Below are 16,107 nucleotides of genomic sequence, written 5' to 3'. Positions count from 1 at the left end.
TTTTAGCGGCTTCTTTGTATTTTATAACATAAAAGCAAATTCTTTGTTTGGTATGTGTTATAATAATTTCATTACACTTAAAAGGAATAATCATGTCTTTAGACACTAATGTAAAATTAAAATATTATAATCTCCAACCGTTTACTAAATGGACTGGGGGAAAGCGCCAACTTTTAGAAGAGTTAAGGAGCTACATGCCGGAGACTTATGGTCGCTATTTTGAGCCATTTGTTGGCGGCGGAGCTTTATTTTTTGATTTGGCTCCAGAACAAGCGGTCATTAATGACTTTAACGAGGAACTGATAAATGCCTATCGCCAGATAAAAAATAATCCAGCTGAATTGATTAATTTACTGATAAAGCATAAAGAGAATAATAGCAAAGATTATTATTTAGCATTGCGTTCGGCAGATCGCGATGGCCGAATTAGCAGGATGACAGGGGTAGAGAGAGCGGCACGAATTCTCTACATGCTTCGGGTTGATTTCAATGGATTGTATCGAGTTAATTCTAAAAATCAGTTTAATGTTCCTTACGGTCGCTACAAAAATCCCAAAATAGTGGATGTAGATTTACTTTATCAAATCAGTGAATATCTAAATGAGAATGATGTAGAAATTTTGCAAACAGATTTTGCGGAGGCAGTTAAGGATGCTGAAACTGGCGATTTTGTCTATTTTGATCCGCCCTATATTCCGTTAAACGAAACAAGCTCATTTACCTCTTATACCCACGAGGGCTTTTCTTATGAGGAACAGGTTCGTCTACGCGATACTTTTAAGGAATTGACGGAGCGAGGAGTCTATGCCATGCTGTCAAATTCCTCGAGTCCTTTGGTAGAAGAATTATACAAGGATTTTAATATTTATTTTGTGGAAGCTCAGCGAACTAATGGTGCTAAGAGCTCAAGTCGTGGAAAAATTTCAGAAATTATAGTAACAAATTATGACTAATTACGAATATAAGTATGGGGGTGTTTTAATGACAAAACCATACTATAATAAGGAAAGGGCTATTCTGGTTCATGCAGATACCTTTGACTTCTTATCAAAAATGAAGCCAGAAAGTATGGATATGATCTTTGCTGATCCACCATACTTTTTGAGTAACGGGGGTTTTTCAAATTCTGGCGGTAACATTGTCTCTGTTGATAAAGGTGATTGGGATAAGGTTTCTGGCCTTGAGGAGAAACATGACTTTAATCGACGGTGGTTACGATTAGTCAGACCTATTTTAAAGCCTAATGGTACTATCTGGATTTCAGGCAGCTTACATAATATTTACTCTGTGGGTATGGCCTTGGAACAAGAAGGTTTTAAAATTTTAAATAATATTACTTGGCAAAAGAGCAACCCAGCTCCGAATCTATCTTGCCGCTATTTTACTCATTCCACGGAAACGATTTTGTGGGCTCGTAAAGATGATAAAAAAGCTAAGCATTACTATAATTATGATTTGATGAAAGATATTAATGGTGGTAAACAGATGAAGGATGTGTGGATAGGACCATTAACTAAAAAGGCAGAGAAGTGGGCAGGAAAACATCCAACACAAAAGCCAGAATATTTATTAGAACGGATCATTTTGGCTAGCACAAAAGAAAATGATTATATACTTGATCCCTTTGTTGGCAGTGGAACAACAGGAGTTGTAGCTAAGCGGTTAGGTCGTAAATTTATTGGTATTGATGCGGAAAAAGATTATTTAGAAATAGCCAAAAGAAGATTGGAGGAAGAGAGATGAAAAAAGGTGGCGTAGGTGGTGCAAATACGAAAACAGGCCTAGCTTTTGAATTGAAAACAGACTTGCCAAATTTTATTTCAAAACAAAGTGGATATGAAGTTGTGGAAAATGATTTTGATATTAAACTTGTGAAACGAACAGGCGAGGTAAGAAAAATAAAAAGGAGCTCCACAGCACGGTGGATAGTAAATTTTGAAGGGGAAAAAGTAGCAGAAATTTTTCAAAAACATGGTTTATATCGTTATTTTGATGAAGTAAGCCTGAACTATAAAGCGATTATTTCCAAAAAATTGTTACCAGATGATTCCATTTTTGTAATGGATAATAATACAGTTTTTATCATTGAAAAGAAAACGCAAAAAACTCAAGGAAGTGTTGATGAAAAATTACAAACATGTGATTTTAAGTTGAAACAATATAAAAAGTTATTTTCACCTTTAAATAAAGAAGTTAAATATTATTATTTACTTGATGAATGGTTTTTAAATTCAAATTATAAAGATGTCTTAGATTATATTATAAGTGTAGGATGTTACTATCGCTTTAATTATATTCCTTTAAAGGAGTTTGGTTTACCTATACCAAAGGAGGAAATATGAACTTAGAGAATTATATTCAACTATCATCAGACGAAAGATTACAATATTTCCTCTCGACTCTTTCAGTTACCAACCGTACACCAGGGTACTATGTAAATTGGAATAAGGTTAGACGGGAGACAAAGGAGTTTGAACTTGAATTAAATACTCTCAACTATTTAATTGGTAAAGATAATATTTATGAAGAGGCCTTTAATTTATTTTCAAAACAGCCTGATTTACTGAGGGCTGTTCCTAGCTTGATTGCCAGCCGTGATAAAGTTTTAGATATTCTTTCCTTGGATGAAGATGATAATATGAGCTTTCATCAATTAGATTTTAAGAAGATTGACAAAAGTGATATAAAAGTTTATGTAGATTTTATTGAGCAAGCCGGTTTGTTGTACTTTTTACAAAAGGAAGCTAGCCGATCACTTGTCGATTATGTGTATGGTGTAGAAGCAGGATTAGATAGTAATGCTCGTAAAAATCGAAGTGGAACGACTATGGAAGGCATACTTGAACGAAGTGTTGCTAAAGTTTGTCAGCAGTATGATTTAGAGTTTAAATCCCAAGCCACGCCATCTTTCATAAAAGAAAAGTGGAATATAGAAGTACCAGTTGATAAATCACAACGACGTTTTGATGTAGCTGTTTATTCAAAGGAAAAACATAAAATTTGGTTGATTGAAACAAACTACTATGGTGGAGGCGGCAGCAAACTGAAAGCTGTTGCTGGAGAGTTTACTGAATTGAGCCAGTTCGTCGTCAATTCACCAGATGATGTAGAGTTTGTGTGGGTGACAGATGGGGTGGGCTGGAAAACGGCTCGTTTGCCATTAGCAGAGGCATTTGCTCATATTCCATATGTGTTTAATTTGGATATGCTTAAACATGGTTATTTGTATGATTTATTGATGCCAAAAAAATTGATTAGAAACTAAACATTTATCAGCGGTAGTTTTGTATTGATATAATTGCTTTATTTAAAACTAGATCTAAAATGATTAGAAGCTTTCATAGCTTCTTTTATTATTTTTCTTTATTTTGTTCGTGTTTTCTTAAAAAATTTCCTTCTTTTTAAGAAAAAATAGATATTTTCTAAACTTTGTGATATGATATACAAAATAAATTTTGGAGGTAGGATATGACGATTTACAATTTTTCTGCTGGACCGGCAGTATTGCCCAAGGAAGTCTTGAAAAAAGCTCAGGCTGAGTTTTTAGACTATGCCCAAAGTGGCATGAGTGTGATGGAGCTGTCCCACCGATCCAAAGAATTTGACGATATTATCAAAGAAGCTGAGAGCTTGCTGCGTGAGCTCATGGATATTCCGGACAATTACCGCGTGCTCTTTCTGCAGGGTGGAGCTTCTACTCAGTTTAGTATGATTCCCCTTAATCTAGCCCAAGGCGGCAAGGCCTACTATCTAGTGGCTGGATCTTGGGGAAAGAAAGCTTACACTGAAGCAGTCAAGCTGTCTAAGTTCATTCCTTTTGAGCCCATTCTTTTGGCTTCATCAGAGGATTTAAATTACACGGAAATTCCTTCTTTTGATGAAAAGGAGATTGATCCGCAGGCGGCTTATGTGCATCTGACAACCAATAATACCATCGAAGGAACGGCTATTTATGACCTTCCTGCGACTAATGGCGTGCCGATTGTGGCTGACATGTCTTCTAATATCCTTGCTGCTCAGTACCGAGTAGAGGATTTTGGTTTGATTTATGCTGGGGCTCAGAAGAATATCGGACCTGCCGGCGTGACGGTTGTTATCATTCGAGAAGACTTGCTGGATGACGAACCAGTTCTATCTAGTATGTTGGATTACCGCATTCAGGCGGACAATGGCTCTCTTTACAATACACCACCGACTTTCGCTATCTATATGGCCAAACTGGTCTTTGAGTGGGTCAAGGAACTAGGTGGCGTAGCAGAAATGGAAAAGCGCAATCGTGAAAAATCTGGCCTTTTGTACGACTTCATTGAGCAGTCTGATTTTTACCGCAGTCCGGTCCTTTACAAGGAGCAACGCTCAGTCGCCAATATTCCCTTTGTATCACCAACTCCAGAGCTGGATGCCAAGTTTAACAAAGAGGCTGCGGCAGCGGGATTCAAGAATATCAAGGGGCACCGCAGTGTAGGCGGCATGAGAGCTAGTCTCTACAATGCCTTTCCGCTCCAAGGTGTCAAGGACTTGATTGCCTTTATGCAGAAATTTGAAGAAGAAAATTCTTAAGGGAGGGAATCTATGGTCTTTAGTGTCAAAACCTTTAACAACATCAATCAAATCGGGCTTAAGGAGCTGGGCAATGCTTTTCAGATTGACGGAGATAAGTCTGACAATCCGGATGCTTATATCCTGCGCAGTCAAAACCTGCATGGACAGGAATTTCCGAGCAAGCTCAAAGCCATTGCGCGGGCAGGTGCAGGAACCAATAATATTCCTGTCGACCAGGCAACGGCTCAGGGAATTGTGGTCTTTAACACGCCAGGAGCTAATGCCAATGCGGTGAAGGAAGCAGTCTTGGCTTCCATTCTCCTGTCAGCGCGTGACTATATCGCAGCTAACAGCTGGGCCAACGGCCTTTCTGGCGACGATGTTCCCAAGCAAGTGGAAGCTGGTAAGAAGCAGTTTGCTGGGACAGAGATTGCAGAGAAGACTTTGGGAGTCATTGGGCTGGGTGCTATCGGCGGCCGTATTGCTAACGATGCCTATCGTCTGGGAATGAATGTCCTTGGTTATGACCCTTATGTATCCATTGAAACAGCTTGGAATATCTCTAGCCATGTCAAACGGGTAGCGGATATTAAGGAAATCTTTGAGAAGAGTGATTATATCACTATCCACGTGCCCCTGACTGAGGATACACGCGCTACTTTTGATCAGGCTGCTTTTGGTCTTATGCAAAAGGGAACAACCCTCATCAACTTTGCCCGTGGAGAGCTGGTGGACAATGCTGCCCTCTTTGAAGCCATAGAAGCTGGTGTAGTCAAACGCTATATCACAGACTTTGGTGTAGAAGAACTGCTCCGTCATCCGCAGATTACAGTCTTTCCGCATTTGGGTGGCTCGACCGAAGAAGCTGAGCTCAACTGTGCCATTATGGCTGGGAAAACCATTCGCCGCTTCATGGAAACGGGCGAGATTATCAACTCTGTGAATTTCCCTAATGTCCGTCAGGCACTCTCAGCGCCTTATCGGATTACCCTGATTAACAAAAATGTACCAAATATTGTGGCTCGGATTTCAACAGCGGTCAGTGATTTGAATATCAATATTGACAATATCATCAATCGTTCCAAGGGGGATTATGCCTATACTTTGCTGGATCTGGATGAATCGGATGAAAGCAAGATTCAGGAGCTGGTTGATAAATTTGAGAATAGCGACAATATTGTGCGCGTGCGTTTGATTAAGAAATAACCGAGAAATAGACAGTGTTTCTTTATGGAATGCGTCTTTACCAGCCGATGAGCCTTTCGCTTGTCGGCTTTTTCTAATGAGTCTCGGCTTGACAAGAAGGAGCTAGCTGGGCTATCATAGGGACGGAGGAAAAACAATGTTACAATTTATCGAATACCCAAAATGCTCTACCTGCCGCAAAGCTAAGGCTGAGCTCAATCAATTAGGAGTGGACTTTGAAGCGGTGGATATTGTCCAAAATACACCTAGCCGGGACCAACTCCTAGACTGGATCCAGAACTCGGACTTTGAGATCAAGGCTTTTTTCAATACCAGCGGCCTCAAATACCGTGAGCTAGGTCTCAAAGAAAAGGTGCCGCATTTGTCTGCTCAGGAAGCTGCTGATTTATTATCGACAGACGGCATGCTGATTAAACGGCCGCTCTTGGTTCGAGATAACCAAATCTTGCAGATTGGCTACCGGAAGGCGTATGAAGAGTTGGGGTTGTAAAGTATTAAGACCAGCTGCATTCTCAATCAAGTTTTTTGGATGCTTCTTCCTTTCATGATATAATAAATCTATCTCAATCTTAGAAAGAAAAATCATGGTTTTATCAAAAAAACGGGCTCGTCATGTCATTGAAGAGATTATTGCTCTTTTTCCTGACGCCAAGCCCAGTCTGGATTTTCGCAATCACTTTGAGCTTTTGGTAGCGGTCATGCTGTCGGCTCAGACGACAGATGCTGCGGTCAATAAGGCAACGCCGGCTTTATTTGAAGCCTATCCAAGTCCTCAAGATATGGCTGCGGCTGGTGAAGCAGACATTGCCAAATACATCTCCCGTCTGGGCCTTTATCGCAACAAGGCCAAGTTTTTGAAGAAATGTGCCCAGCAGCTTTTGGATGACTTTGACGGTCAAGTACCACAAACGCGGGCAGAATTGGAAAGTCTGGCTGGTGTTGGTCGTAAGACGGCCAATGTGGTCATGAGTGTTGGCTTTGGCATACCAGCCTTTGCTGTCGATACTCATGTGGAGCGCATCTGTAAGCACCATGATATTGTCAAAAAGTCAGCAACGCCGCTAGAGGTAGAAAAGCGAGTCATGGAGGTGCTTCCGCCCGAGCGCTGGCTGCCGGCTCATCAGGCCATGATTTACTTTGGACGGGCTATCTGTCATCCTAAAAATCCCGAGTGCGATCACTATCCGCAACTTTATAACTTTAAAGATAGTTAAAAAGCGAGGTCTGATGACTTCGCTTTTATTTGATAGGGAAGAAAGTAAGTAAGATCCAGTAAAATAGCAGAGCAATAGCGCCAATTCCAAGGCCAAATAGAACAGGAAGGATGATTCTTTGGTAGGGAGCTTTACCTCTTTCTTCGGCTTCTTCAATCTCGCTCAGGCTGCGTCCTTGATCATAGGCGACAATCTGTCGATAGGTACGAAGATTATGCTTTTTCTTGAATTTCTCAATGCGTAGGGCGTAGAACATCGCGATAGCAAAAATCAAGCAACTAATAGCGATGCCGTACCAATCCAAATAAAGAATTAGGGGAATGCTGATGATAGGACTGCCAATTAGCAGCAAGCTAAAGACCACTCCATCTTTTTGATAGCGCATAAATTCTTGGTCGTGAATAATTTGTTTCATGTTTTCCAAATCTCCTTTGACTAGTTTGTCCAATGATACTTCAAAGACCTTACTCAGTAAGAGCAGGTTTTGAATATCAGGATAGGTTGCGCCGCGTTCCCAGTTGGAAATGGATTGACGGCTGACAAAGATTATTTCAGCTAAATCGTCTTGAGATAAATTTTTCTCTTTACGATAGTGCTGGATTTGTTTTCCGACTTGCATAAGATTTCCTCGCTTTCTGATTTCATTCTACTCAATTATACAAAAAATGACTATCAAAATTCTTTGACATGTTTATTTCATGGGATTTAGCAAAGGTTTTTGCCACTGGATTTACAGGTCTGTCAATTCATGTTTCCTACTGAAAAAGAGGCCAGTAGCCTCCTTTTTCTTATTCACTAAATCTTAAAAAGTAACCATCTGGATCCAAAATCGCAAATTCATGGGGATAAATAAAGCTATCTCCCACTCGAAATTCTCTTTTGGTCAGAGGACGATGGATAGGATAGTCAGCTTCCAGCAGTTTTTGGTGGAGCTGAGGGACATCTTCAATGCCAAAGGAAATATTGACACCGCGCCCGAAAGGATAGGTTAGTTGGGCTAATTCTTCTGTGCTGCCTTCTTCTAGCATAAGTTGGCAGTCTTCAAGCGAGAGGAAGAGAAATTTCTCCTCTGGACGCTCGTATTCGACAGAGAATCCTAGCAGGTCGCAGTAGAAGTGGCGTGATTTTTCGATGTCAGATACTACAAATTCAGGAATGACAGCTTGATAGTCCATTCGTTTTCTCCTTAGAGTTCAATCTCCATGACAATGGGTGTGTGGTCTTGGCGCGCACCGGAGTCAATCATATCAGACTTAGTCACCTTGTCAGCTACACGGTTGCTTGTCAGCCAGTAGTCAATTCTCCAGCCTGTATTGTTGATTTTAGAAGTCTTGCTGCGCTGCGCCCACCAAGTGTATTGGTTAGGGATATCGCCGTGCAAGTGGCGGAAGGTATCGGTAAATCCTTTAGCCAGCAGGTTGGTAAAGCCGGCACGCTCTTCATCGGTAAAGCCTGGTGAACGGCGGTTGCTGGCTGGATTGGCCAAGTCGATTTCCTTGTGGGCCACATTGTAGTCGCCAGTAGCAAGGACTGGTTTTTGTCCATCTAGTGTTGCCAAGTATTCAGCGTATTTGGCATCCCAGACTTGACGGTCATCCAAGCGTTTGAGGCCATCGCCAGCATTAGGCGTATAGACCTGAGTGACGAAGAAGTTGTCAAATTCCAGCGTAATGATGCGACCTTCGACATCCATGGTTGACGGAGCGCCGATTTCTGGGAAAGTTATGGTTGGCGTCAGTTCTTTTTTGTAGAGGAACATGGTTCCTGCATAGCCCTTGCGGGCCGGCTCTTGGGAGGAACGCCAAGTGTTTTCATAGTCTGGGAAAAGATTTGTCAAAATTTCCAAGTGTTTTTTTGTCGGACCTGTCGCAGAGAGTTTTGTTTCCTGAATGGCGATAATATCTGCGTTTTCAGCTTGCAAGGTTTGAAGGACAGCTTGAGAGAGCTGAGCTCGGGCAGAATCACTGGTCAATGCAGCGTTGAGAGAGTCAATGTTCCAAGAGATGAGTTTCATAAAATTTCCTTTTCTAGTAAAATTTACTGAGTTTATTATAACAAAATTTAGGAATGATTTATAGCAAAGTGATTGTAAGAAAGCTTGAAAAATAATGAAAATTTTTCTATAATTATCCTAGAAAAATAGAGGGAAGAAACCATGAAATTCTATTCTTATGATTATGTTTTGAGTCAGATTAGCCAGCAAAACTGGGTGACAGTTGCGCTTTCTATCTTGCTGCTGCTTGTGACAGGATTTTTTGCTTTTAAGGCCTATCGCAATAAGCGCGATTCAAAATTCCGGGAACTAGCCATCATCTCTGTTTTGGCCTTGGTGGCCATGGTCTTGATTGGTATTAGTAATTTTCAGACTGACCAAGCCTCTAATAACCAGTTTCAAACCTCTCTGCATTTTATTGAGGTTATTTCAGAAGACTTGGGAGTCGATAAGTCGGAGGTCTATGTCAATACTTCAGCCGCAACTGATGGAGCGATTTTGAAGGTCGGAAAGAATTTTTATCGGGCTATGAGTGGCAGTGAGCCGGATAAATATCTCCTTGAAAAAATTGACTTGCATAAGACGACAGATATCGAAATAGTGGAGGTTGAAAAATGACATTGAATTTTCTTGAAATCCTAATTAAGCTAGCACTGGGACTTTTCTCACTGGTTTTTGTTATCAATGTGACCGGAAAAGGCAATCTGGCGCCAAATTCAGCGATCGACCAGATTCAAAACTATGTCCTTGGTGGTATTATCGGTGGGGTGATTTATAATAGCTCTATTAACATTCTTCAGTATGCAGTCATTCTCATCATGTGGACTATCTTGGTCTTGACCCTAAAGTGGCTCAATAACAATGTCCGTGCGGTTAAGCATTTGATTGATGGCAAGCCGACAACGTTGATTCAGCATGGGAAATTGAGTCCCGAAGCCTGCCGTTCTGTTGGTCTTTCAGCAGCAGATGTAGCTTTGAAGCTGCGCAGCCAAGGTATTTTCCAGCTCAAGCAGGTCAAACGGGCAGTTATAGAGCAAAACGGCCAGCTGATTATTGTACAGGCTGGTGAAGAGAATCCTAAATATCCCCTTATCACAGATGGTGTTGTCCAAATTGATATTCTGGAGTCTATTAATAAAACAGAAGAGTGGCTGGTGGAGAGATTAGCTAAAGACGGATACACCGATATTTCGAATATCTTCATCGCTGAGTATGAAAGCGGCAACTTGAATGTTGTGACCTATTGAGAAAATCTTGCAAAGAGAAAGCCATTCCAGAAGTGGAATGGCTTTTGCTTTATTCAAATGGACTTTGCTCGTTTTCAGCTGATGCAAAATTTTGTTGAGGATTGAACTGATTTTGATAGGAGTTCTGATCAAATTGCTGCCCTTGGTAATTTTGCTGATTTTGATAAGAATTTGGGCCAAATTGTTGTTCTTGGTAATTCTGATTATTATAGTAATTATTTATAACGGGTTCATATTTTGTAGGTTGGCAATAAAGAATAGTCAAAACCAAGCGGCCAAATGGAACAATGGATAAAAAGATAAGTGCCCAATGAAAGCCAGCGTCCCGCAGACGTCGAATCTGAATAGCGAGATAGGGAAGCAGAATCGAAATAAAATAGATAACTAACAGGCCAGCAAAGATGGTAGATAAGACTCCTCCAGTCTCAGAATTTAAGGCTGTTTCAATCACAAGAGCAAAACTAGGAAGTAGTATCATCACCAAGATATGGCACAGAACAGGCCACCAATATTCTGAACGAGTTGAGCGACCAGTAAAGTCTACATAGCCCTTCCAAAACTTTTTATATGCATCAATCATATTAAAAATCCTTTTATTATTTAGTGTACTATATTTGGCTTATATTTGCAAGTTTTCAGAAAATACAGGGTGTTTTAGTGAAATAGTGTAACACAAAAACCAACCTGTTTGCACTACCCCCAAAAAGTTAGACACAAAAAATCTAACTTTTGGGGGCAGTACAGTTTGGGTTGGTCTGATTATCAGAAAGTGATTAATGTTAATTTTTTAGTATTCTGAAGGTTGACAGTGGAGGAAGAGTAGAATGAAATTACCAATAACTGGAATAAAAGATACAAAGATAAAAGCCCAATGGTAACCCGCATCTCTCAGACGGCGTATGGACAGAGATAGATTTGGAATGATAGTAAAGAAACCATAAATCTGAATTAGCGATAGAAGAGGAGCAGCTTCCTCTCCGACCATAAGTAAGAAAATTAAAGATAAGATAGCTATCAACATATTGGCAAATACAGCCCACCAATAATCTGGGCGATCTGACCGCCCAGCGAAGTCAAAAGCTCTCCGCCAAAAATCAAGATATGCATAAATCATAATAATCTCCTAAATAATTTTATTTATCTTATTATATTATAAATCACTAAATATTGCAATTTAATTTTTGTTTTTAGAAGTACATCCATCTTCACCATTGCTTAGCAGATACATCCAGGTTAGCAATCCATTGTTTTATTTTTCAAATGGTGATAAAATAAAGTGTTGAAGTTTGCGGTTTATCTGCGTGATAAATGGCAATTTCCGAATAAAAAGAGGTCTCATTTGCCTCGTAAGGAGAAATCATGTCTGAAAAGAACTTTTATATTACAACCCCTATCTACTATCCGAGCGGTAAGCTCCACATCGGTTCTGCCTACACAACTATCGCATGTGATGTCTTAGCACGTTACAAACGCCTTATGGGCTACGATGTCTTTTATCTGACTGGTCTTGATGAGCATGGCCAAAAGATTCAACAAAAAGCAGAAGAAGCTGGTATTACACCACAAGCCTATGTTGATGGCATGGTAGTTGGAGTTAAAGAACTCTGGCAATTACTGGATATCTCATATGATAAATTTATCCGTACCACAGACGATTACCATGAAAAAGTAGTGGCTCAAGTCTTTGAACGTTTGCTTGCTCAAGATGACATCTACTTGGGTGAATATTCAGGCTGGTATTCGGTTTCTGACGAGGAATTCTTTACTGAAAGCCAGCTGGCAGAAGTCTTCCGTGATGAAAATGGAAAGGTAACCGGCGGAATTGCGCCATCTGGACATGAAGTGGAGTGGGTATCAGAAGAGTCTTATTTCCTCCGTCTCAGCAAGTACCAAGACCGCTTGGTAGAATTTTTTAAATCTCATCCAGACTTTATCACACCAGACGGACGTCTCAATGAAATGCTGAAAAACTTCATTGAGCCAGGTCTGGAAGACTTGGCCGTATCTCGGACGACCTTTACTTGGGGCGTGCCTGTGCCATCTAACCCTAAACACGTTGTCTATGTCTGGATTGATGCTCTGCTCAACTATGCGACTGCTCTTGGCTACGGTCAGGATGATCATGCTAACTACGATAAATTCTGGAATGGAACAGTCTTCCACATGGTGGGCAAGGACATTCTGCGTTTCCACTCTATCTACTGGCCAATCCTGCTCATGATGCTGGATATTAAGCTGCCTGACCGCTTGATTGCCCACGGTTGGTTTGTCATGAAGGATGGTAAGATGTCCAAGTCTAAGGGTAATGTGGTCTATCCGGAAATGCTGGTAGAGCGTTATGGTTTGGATGCTCTGCGTTATTACCTCATGCGCAGTCTTCCGGTGGGATCTGATGGAACATTCACACCTGAGGACTATGTGGGTCGTATCAACTATGAGTTAGCTAATGACCTTGGAAACTTGCTCAACCGTACTGTTTCTATGATTAACAAGTACTTTGACGGTCAGGTGCCAGCCTATGAAGAAAATGTGACAGACTTTGACGGACCTCTGGCTCAGGTAGCATCTGAATCAATCGCTGACTACTACAAACACATGGATGCAGTTGACTACCCACGTGCTCTGGAAGCAGTCTGGACGCTCATCTCCCGCACCAATAAATATATCGATGAAACAGCTCCTTGGGTTCTGGCAAAAGATGAAGCTAAGGTAAAAGAGTTGGCAGCAGTTATGAGCCACTTGACAGCGAGCCTTCGTGTTGTGGCACACATGATTGAGCCTTTCATGATGGAAACGAGTAAGGCTGTCCTCACTCAACTAGGCTTGCCTCAAGCTGCGTCTCTGGAAAATCTAGCAATTGACCAGCTCCCAGGAGGCTTGATAGTTGTAGAGAAAGGGACACCAATCTTCCCTCGTCTGGATATGGAAGAAGAAATTGCCTATATCAAGGGACAAATGGAAGGCAACAAACCTGAGGTTGAAAAAGAATGGAATCCAGAAGAAGTCGAGCTCAAACTTAACCGCAAGGAAATCAAGTTTGACGACTTTGATAAGGTAGAAATCCGTGTCGCAGAAGTCAAAGAAGTTTCTAAAGTTGAGGGATCTGATAAGCTTCTTCAGTTCCGCTTGGATGCAGGTGACGGTGAGGACCGACAAATCCTCTCTGGTATTGCTAAATACTATCCAAACGAGCAAGAACTGGTCGGTAAGAAAGTCCAAATCGTAGCTAATCTCAAACCACGTAAGATGATGAAAAAATATGTTAGCCAAGGTATGATTCTATCAGCCGAGCACGGCGACCAACTTACTCTCCTTACTGTGGACGAAAATGTCCCAAATGGAAGTTTGATTGGATAACAATTTTTGATCTAATAACGATCCCCCAGCAGGAGTCTGTTGGGGGATTTTTGCTATAATCATCACTTTGAAACCGCTTGACAAATTCTATAGATATTTATATAATTTTATTTGAAAAAGTTTTAGGAGTTATATTATGAAAATAGTAAAAATTGCATCACTTGTTTTGTTGTTGCTTTTAATTGTCATTCTCTTTCCGCTGAATCCTTATTTGGCAGCTTTTCTAGCTATTATTTGCCTTGGAGCAGCATTTTTGATTCGGAGGAAGTAGTATAATGAAAATAGTTAAGGATTTCATAAAAAAAGTTTTGGGGGCTAAGATTTACATATGGATTGTGGTAGCCGTTCTTGCTATCTTTTTTGTTGTTGCGAAAACTTATAATATCATTGGATTTTTCCAAGGTAAAAACGCTTCAGATGAGCGAAGCCAAATCTATACGCAGATCACTCGCTTGGAAAAAGTCAACGAAAGTGTTTTTTTGGATGTAGGGATTCAAAAGGTTGAAACGATTGAGAAAGATAAGAAGATTCCTGGCACCAATATCAGTATTCCACTGTCTGTTAAGAAAGCTATTATTATTCTTAATTATACGGCTAAATTTGGAATTAAAGAAGGAATTAAGATTAAGAAAATTGCTGAACATGAGTACGAGCTAACTATACCTAAATATGAAGTTATAGGTGTAGAGGTCTCGGATAATCCCAAAGATCGATACAAACTCTATGATATGAGTGGACAGCTGTTGAGCGGTTCAACAGAAAATATTGATACTGGAGAGCATGTTGCTAAATCTCTTAGCAATAAAGAACAAGAAGATTATATTAAACAATATAAAAATCTCATTACGGAATCTGCAGAAGACTATTATACAAATATAGTGACTAGTATTGACTCAGAGGCTAAAGTAACTTTTAAAAATATGAATAAATAGGAATCATAACTTTTTGAATATTGTTACAGTTTAGCTGATAGTGAAATGTATCGTTCTATCAACTTGGGAAAGCATCTTGCACATCATTGCAAGGTGTTTTTTTATGTCCTATAGCATATCGTAAACCCCTCAATTTTGTTTAAAACAAACAAATAATATGGAAAAAAACAGAGAAATGAGTTATAATAAACAAAACTAGAGTGTAGAGAGGGAATAGTATGGGTAAAAATCAGAGACAGGGCGAAATAGTTAAGCTGGTGGATCGAGCTGGGACGGTGACGGTTGCTGAGATTGTAGAGAGTATGAAGGTCTCCGACATGACGGTTCGGCGGGACTTGATTGAGTTGGAAAGTAAAGGGCTGCTGACTCGTGTTCACGGTGGGGCTAAAAGTAATCAGCATCTCAAGTACAGAGAAATCCCTCATGAAGAGAAGCTTTATCAGAATATCGAGGCAAAGCGGACCGTTGCCAAGAAGGCTGTGGAGCTGATTGAAGATGGCGATACTATTTTTCTTGGACCAGGGACTTCTGTGGAAGTGCTGGCTGAGGAAATCACCAATCAGCATCTGCGCGTGATTACCAACTGCCTTCCGATTTTTCACGATCTTTTGAAGAAGAAGTCGGATACCTTCAAAGTCTTTCTACTTGGTGGGGAGATGCGGGAAGCGACTCAAGCCTTTGTCGGCGAGATGACCAATGCTATCATGGATAAGATGTACTTTACTAAGATGTTTTTCAGTGGCAATGGTATCAAAAACGGGCAGATTATGACCTCTTCTTTTGAAGAGGCCTATACTCAGAAGCTAGCTTTGGAGCGCTCGACAAAGACTTACCTATTGATTGATTCTTCTAAGATTGGCAAGGAAGACTTCACTTCTATCTGTCCTTTGGCTGATATTACAGCTGTTATCACAGACCAGATGTCTGAAAATGCTCAAGAAGAACTGGAGGTTTATACCAAGATTATTTCTTAGTTTATTTTAAATGGATGAAAAAATTATCAGAAAGCTCTTTTTAGGGCTTTTTTTGTTTATTTTAATCATCTTTAAAAATGTTTTGATTAAAATAAACAAAAATCTGTTGACAAATAACTTTTAAAGGAGTATAGTATGCTTATAGGAAACAGAAAGTGTTTTTTATAAACAATATTCTGTGCAAAAAAATCAAACAAAGGAGAATGCTCATGGCAATTATTATTGGAGCAGATGCTGCTGGAAGCAAGCTGAAAGATGTGGTCAAGGATTTTCTCGTCGGAGAAAACTTTGAAGTGGTGGATGTGACGAAAGAAGGTCAAGATTTTGTTGATGTGACCCTTGCAGTTGCGGCTGAGGTGAATAAGCAAGAGGAAAATCTTGGTATTGTCATTGACGCTTATGGTGCTGGTCCATTTATGGTAGCGACCAAAATCAAAGGCATGGTCGCAGCGGAAGTCTCAGATGAACGCTCTGCCTACATGACTCGCGGCCATAACAACTCTCGCATGATTACGATGGGAGCTGAAATCGTTGGAGAAGGGCTAGCTAAGAACATTGCCAAAGGCTTTGTCAATGGGAAATACGACGGCGGCCGTCACCAAATCCGTGTCGACATGCTCAACAAGATGTGCTAAGAAAAGG

20 protein-coding genes are annotated in these 16,107 nt (G+C 40.4%); 15 read left to right on the top strand and 5 right to left on the bottom strand.

Going from position 1 to position 16,107, the window contains the following annotated elements; genetic code table 11:
* The first annotated feature begins 92 nt into the window (after positions 1-92).
* From HMPREF1150_RS10345 to nth, 8 genes are all read left to right on the top strand, one after another.
* Entirely contained in the window at positions 93-953 is an 861-nt protein-coding gene (locus HMPREF1150_RS10345; RefSeq protein ID WP_002913089.1) for a DNA adenine methylase, read from the top strand.
* Positions 946-1,743, top strand: coding sequence for a site-specific DNA-methyltransferase (locus HMPREF1150_RS10350; RefSeq protein ID WP_002913088.1), 798 nt, complete (start codon positions 946-948; stop codon positions 1,741-1,743). The genes HMPREF1150_RS10345 and HMPREF1150_RS10350 overlap by 8 nt, the downstream gene beginning before the upstream one ends.
* Positions 1,740-2,342 carry a PD-(D/E)XK nuclease superfamily protein gene (locus HMPREF1150_RS10355; protein WP_002913086.1) on the top strand — a complete coding sequence of 201 codons (603 nt, stop codon included), beginning with the start codon at positions 1,740-1,742 and terminating at the stop codon, positions 2,340-2,342. The genes HMPREF1150_RS10350 and HMPREF1150_RS10355 overlap by 4 nt, the downstream gene beginning before the upstream one ends.
* Positions 2,339-3,265, top strand: a complete 927-nt coding sequence (locus HMPREF1150_RS10360; RefSeq protein ID WP_002913085.1) for a type II restriction endonuclease — start codon at positions 2,339-2,341, stop codon at positions 3,263-3,265. The genes HMPREF1150_RS10355 and HMPREF1150_RS10360 overlap by 4 nt, the downstream gene beginning before the upstream one ends.
* A gap of 203 nt (positions 3,266-3,468) precedes the next feature.
* Entirely contained in the window at positions 3,469-4,560 is a 1,092-nt protein-coding gene (gene serC, locus HMPREF1150_RS10365; RefSeq protein WP_002913084.1) for a 3-phosphoserine/phosphohydroxythreonine transaminase, read from the top strand.
* A gap of 12 nt (positions 4,561-4,572) precedes the next feature.
* A complete protein-coding gene (locus HMPREF1150_RS10370) occupies positions 4,573-5,748 on the top strand; it encodes a 3-phosphoglycerate dehydrogenase family protein (protein WP_002913082.1) in 1,176 nt (391 codons plus the stop codon).
* Positions 5,749-5,884: 136 nt separating this feature from the next.
* Positions 5,885-6,238, top strand: a complete 354-nt coding sequence (locus HMPREF1150_RS10375; protein WP_002903226.1) for an arsenate reductase family protein — start codon at positions 5,885-5,887, stop codon at positions 6,236-6,238.
* 94 nt (positions 6,239-6,332) lie between these two features.
* Positions 6,333-6,962 (top strand): endonuclease III, encoded by a 630-nt coding sequence (gene nth, locus HMPREF1150_RS10380; protein WP_009659080.1) that lies wholly within the window; start codon positions 6,333-6,335, stop codon positions 6,960-6,962.
* Positions 6,963-6,987: 25 nt separating this feature from the next.
* Here nth and HMPREF1150_RS10385 read toward each other — a convergent pair whose 3' ends face one another.
* The 3 genes from HMPREF1150_RS10385 to HMPREF1150_RS10395 all read right to left on the bottom strand — a co-directional run bounded on the left by HMPREF1150_RS10385 (position 6,988) and on the right by HMPREF1150_RS10395 (position 8,976).
* A complete protein-coding gene (locus HMPREF1150_RS10385) occupies positions 6,988-7,581 on the bottom strand; it encodes a helix-turn-helix domain-containing protein (protein WP_009659171.1) in 594 nt (197 codons plus the stop codon).
* Positions 7,582-7,750: 169 nt separating this feature from the next.
* Positions 7,751-8,137, bottom strand: a complete 387-nt coding sequence (locus tag HMPREF1150_RS10390) for a VOC family protein (protein ID WP_009659120.1) — start codon at positions 8,135-8,137, stop codon at positions 7,751-7,753.
* Positions 8,138-8,148: 11 nt separating this feature from the next.
* Entirely contained in the window at positions 8,149-8,976 is an 828-nt protein-coding gene (locus tag HMPREF1150_RS10395; RefSeq protein WP_009659139.1) for an exodeoxyribonuclease III, read from the bottom strand.
* A gap of 141 nt (positions 8,977-9,117) precedes the next feature.
* Between HMPREF1150_RS10395 and HMPREF1150_RS10400 the strand changes: the two genes are divergently transcribed.
* Entirely contained in the window at positions 9,118-9,573 is a 456-nt protein-coding gene (locus HMPREF1150_RS10400) for a DUF3290 family protein (protein WP_009659108.1), read from the top strand.
* Positions 9,570-10,202, top strand: a complete 633-nt coding sequence (locus HMPREF1150_RS10405; RefSeq protein WP_009659166.1) for a DUF421 domain-containing protein — start codon at positions 9,570-9,572, stop codon at positions 10,200-10,202. The genes HMPREF1150_RS10400 and HMPREF1150_RS10405 overlap by 4 nt, the downstream gene beginning before the upstream one ends.
* Positions 10,203-10,251: 49 nt before the next feature.
* Here HMPREF1150_RS10405 and HMPREF1150_RS10410 read toward each other — a convergent pair whose 3' ends face one another.
* Positions 10,252-10,782, bottom strand: coding sequence for a DUF805 domain-containing protein (locus tag HMPREF1150_RS10410; RefSeq protein WP_009659112.1), 531 nt, complete (start codon positions 10,780-10,782; stop codon positions 10,252-10,254).
* A 207-nt stretch (positions 10,783-10,989) separates the two neighbouring features.
* The gene (locus HMPREF1150_RS10415) at positions 10,990-11,316 is read right to left on the bottom strand and encodes a DUF805 domain-containing protein (RefSeq protein WP_009659091.1); all 327 of its coding nucleotides are present in this window, start codon (positions 11,314-11,316) and stop codon (positions 10,990-10,992) included.
* Between the two features lie 245 nt (positions 11,317-11,561).
* On the opposite strand from HMPREF1150_RS10415, the gene metG reads away from it, so the two are divergent.
* From metG to lacA, 5 genes are all read left to right on the top strand, one after another.
* Positions 11,562-13,559 carry a methionine--tRNA ligase gene (metG, locus tag HMPREF1150_RS10420; protein WP_009659142.1) on the top strand — a complete coding sequence of 666 codons (1,998 nt, stop codon included), beginning with the start codon at positions 11,562-11,564 and terminating at the stop codon, positions 13,557-13,559.
* 136 nt (positions 13,560-13,695) lie between these two features.
* Positions 13,696-13,830, top strand: coding sequence for a hypothetical protein (locus HMPREF1150_RS12260; protein WP_009659140.1), 135 nt, complete (start codon positions 13,696-13,698; stop codon positions 13,828-13,830).
* A 4-nt stretch (positions 13,831-13,834) separates the two neighbouring features.
* Positions 13,835-14,491 carry a hypothetical protein gene (locus HMPREF1150_RS10425; RefSeq protein ID WP_009659121.1) on the top strand — a complete coding sequence of 219 codons (657 nt, stop codon included), beginning with the start codon at positions 13,835-13,837 and terminating at the stop codon, positions 14,489-14,491.
* Between the two features lie 218 nt (positions 14,492-14,709).
* Complete coding sequence (locus HMPREF1150_RS10430) at positions 14,710-15,465, top strand: DeoR/GlpR family DNA-binding transcription regulator (protein WP_009659155.1); 756 nt, start codon at positions 14,710-14,712, stop codon at positions 15,463-15,465.
* A gap of 209 nt (positions 15,466-15,674) precedes the next feature.
* Complete coding sequence (lacA, locus tag HMPREF1150_RS10435; protein WP_009659075.1) at positions 15,675-16,100, top strand: galactose-6-phosphate isomerase subunit LacA; 426 nt, start codon at positions 15,675-15,677, stop codon at positions 16,098-16,100.
* Positions 16,101-16,107: the final 7 nt, after the last annotated feature.

This window comes from Streptococcus sp. AS14, assembly GCF_000286495.1.
Taxonomy (GTDB): Bacteria; Bacillota; Bacilli; order Lactobacillales; family Streptococcaceae; genus Streptococcus; species Streptococcus sanguinis_P.
This window is presented reverse-complemented; position numbering and strand designations above follow the sequence as displayed.

Excerpts from the sequence above, each read along its gene's own strand:
- HMPREF1150_RS10345 (WP_002913089.1), top strand. The coding sequence starts at position 93 with ATGTCTTTAGACACTAATGTAAAATTAAAATATTATAATCTCCAACCG.
- HMPREF1150_RS10375 (WP_002903226.1), top strand. The coding sequence starts at position 5,885 with ATGTTACAATTTATCGAATACCCAAAATGCTCTACCTGCCGCAAAGCT.
- HMPREF1150_RS10395 (WP_009659139.1), bottom strand. The coding sequence starts at position 8,976 with ATGAAACTCATCTCTTGGAACATTGACTCTCTCAACGCTGCATTGACC.
- lacA (WP_009659075.1), top strand. The coding sequence starts at position 15,675 with ATGGCAATTATTATTGGAGCAGATGCTGCTGGAAGCAAGCTGAAAGAT.
- HMPREF1150_RS10415 (WP_009659091.1), bottom strand. The coding sequence starts at position 11,316 with ATGATTTATGCATATCTTGATTTTTGGCGGAGAGCTTTTGACTTCGCT.
- HMPREF1150_RS10410 (WP_009659112.1), bottom strand. The coding sequence starts at position 10,782 with ATGATTGATGCATATAAAAAGTTTTGGAAGGGCTATGTAGACTTTACT.
- HMPREF1150_RS10360 (WP_002913085.1), top strand. The coding sequence starts at position 2,339 with ATGAACTTAGAGAATTATATTCAACTATCATCAGACGAAAGATTACAA.
- HMPREF1150_RS10350 (WP_002913088.1), top strand. The coding sequence starts at position 946 with ATGACTAATTACGAATATAAGTATGGGGGTGTTTTAATGACAAAACCA.
- HMPREF1150_RS10355 (WP_002913086.1), top strand. The coding sequence starts at position 1,740 with ATGAAAAAAGGTGGCGTAGGTGGTGCAAATACGAAAACAGGCCTAGCT.
- HMPREF1150_RS10425 (WP_009659121.1), top strand. The coding sequence starts at position 13,835 with ATGAAAATAGTTAAGGATTTCATAAAAAAAGTTTTGGGGGCTAAGATT.
- serC (WP_002913084.1), top strand. The coding sequence starts at position 3,469 with ATGACGATTTACAATTTTTCTGCTGGACCGGCAGTATTGCCCAAGGAA.
- HMPREF1150_RS10390 (WP_009659120.1), bottom strand. The coding sequence starts at position 8,137 with ATGGACTATCAAGCTGTCATTCCTGAATTTGTAGTATCTGACATCGAA.
- HMPREF1150_RS10430 (WP_009659155.1), top strand. The coding sequence starts at position 14,710 with ATGGGTAAAAATCAGAGACAGGGCGAAATAGTTAAGCTGGTGGATCGA.
- HMPREF1150_RS12260 (WP_009659140.1), top strand. The coding sequence starts at position 13,696 with ATGAAAATAGTAAAAATTGCATCACTTGTTTTGTTGTTGCTTTTAATT.
- HMPREF1150_RS10405 (WP_009659166.1), top strand. The coding sequence starts at position 9,570 with ATGACATTGAATTTTCTTGAAATCCTAATTAAGCTAGCACTGGGACTT.
- HMPREF1150_RS10385 (WP_009659171.1), bottom strand. The coding sequence starts at position 7,581 with ATGCAAGTCGGAAAACAAATCCAGCACTATCGTAAAGAGAAAAATTTA.
- HMPREF1150_RS10400 (WP_009659108.1), top strand. The coding sequence starts at position 9,118 with ATGAAATTCTATTCTTATGATTATGTTTTGAGTCAGATTAGCCAGCAA.
- HMPREF1150_RS10370 (WP_002913082.1), top strand. The coding sequence starts at position 4,573 with ATGGTCTTTAGTGTCAAAACCTTTAACAACATCAATCAAATCGGGCTT.
- metG (WP_009659142.1), top strand. The coding sequence starts at position 11,562 with ATGTCTGAAAAGAACTTTTATATTACAACCCCTATCTACTATCCGAGC.
- nth (WP_009659080.1), top strand. The coding sequence starts at position 6,333 with ATGGTTTTATCAAAAAAACGGGCTCGTCATGTCATTGAAGAGATTATT.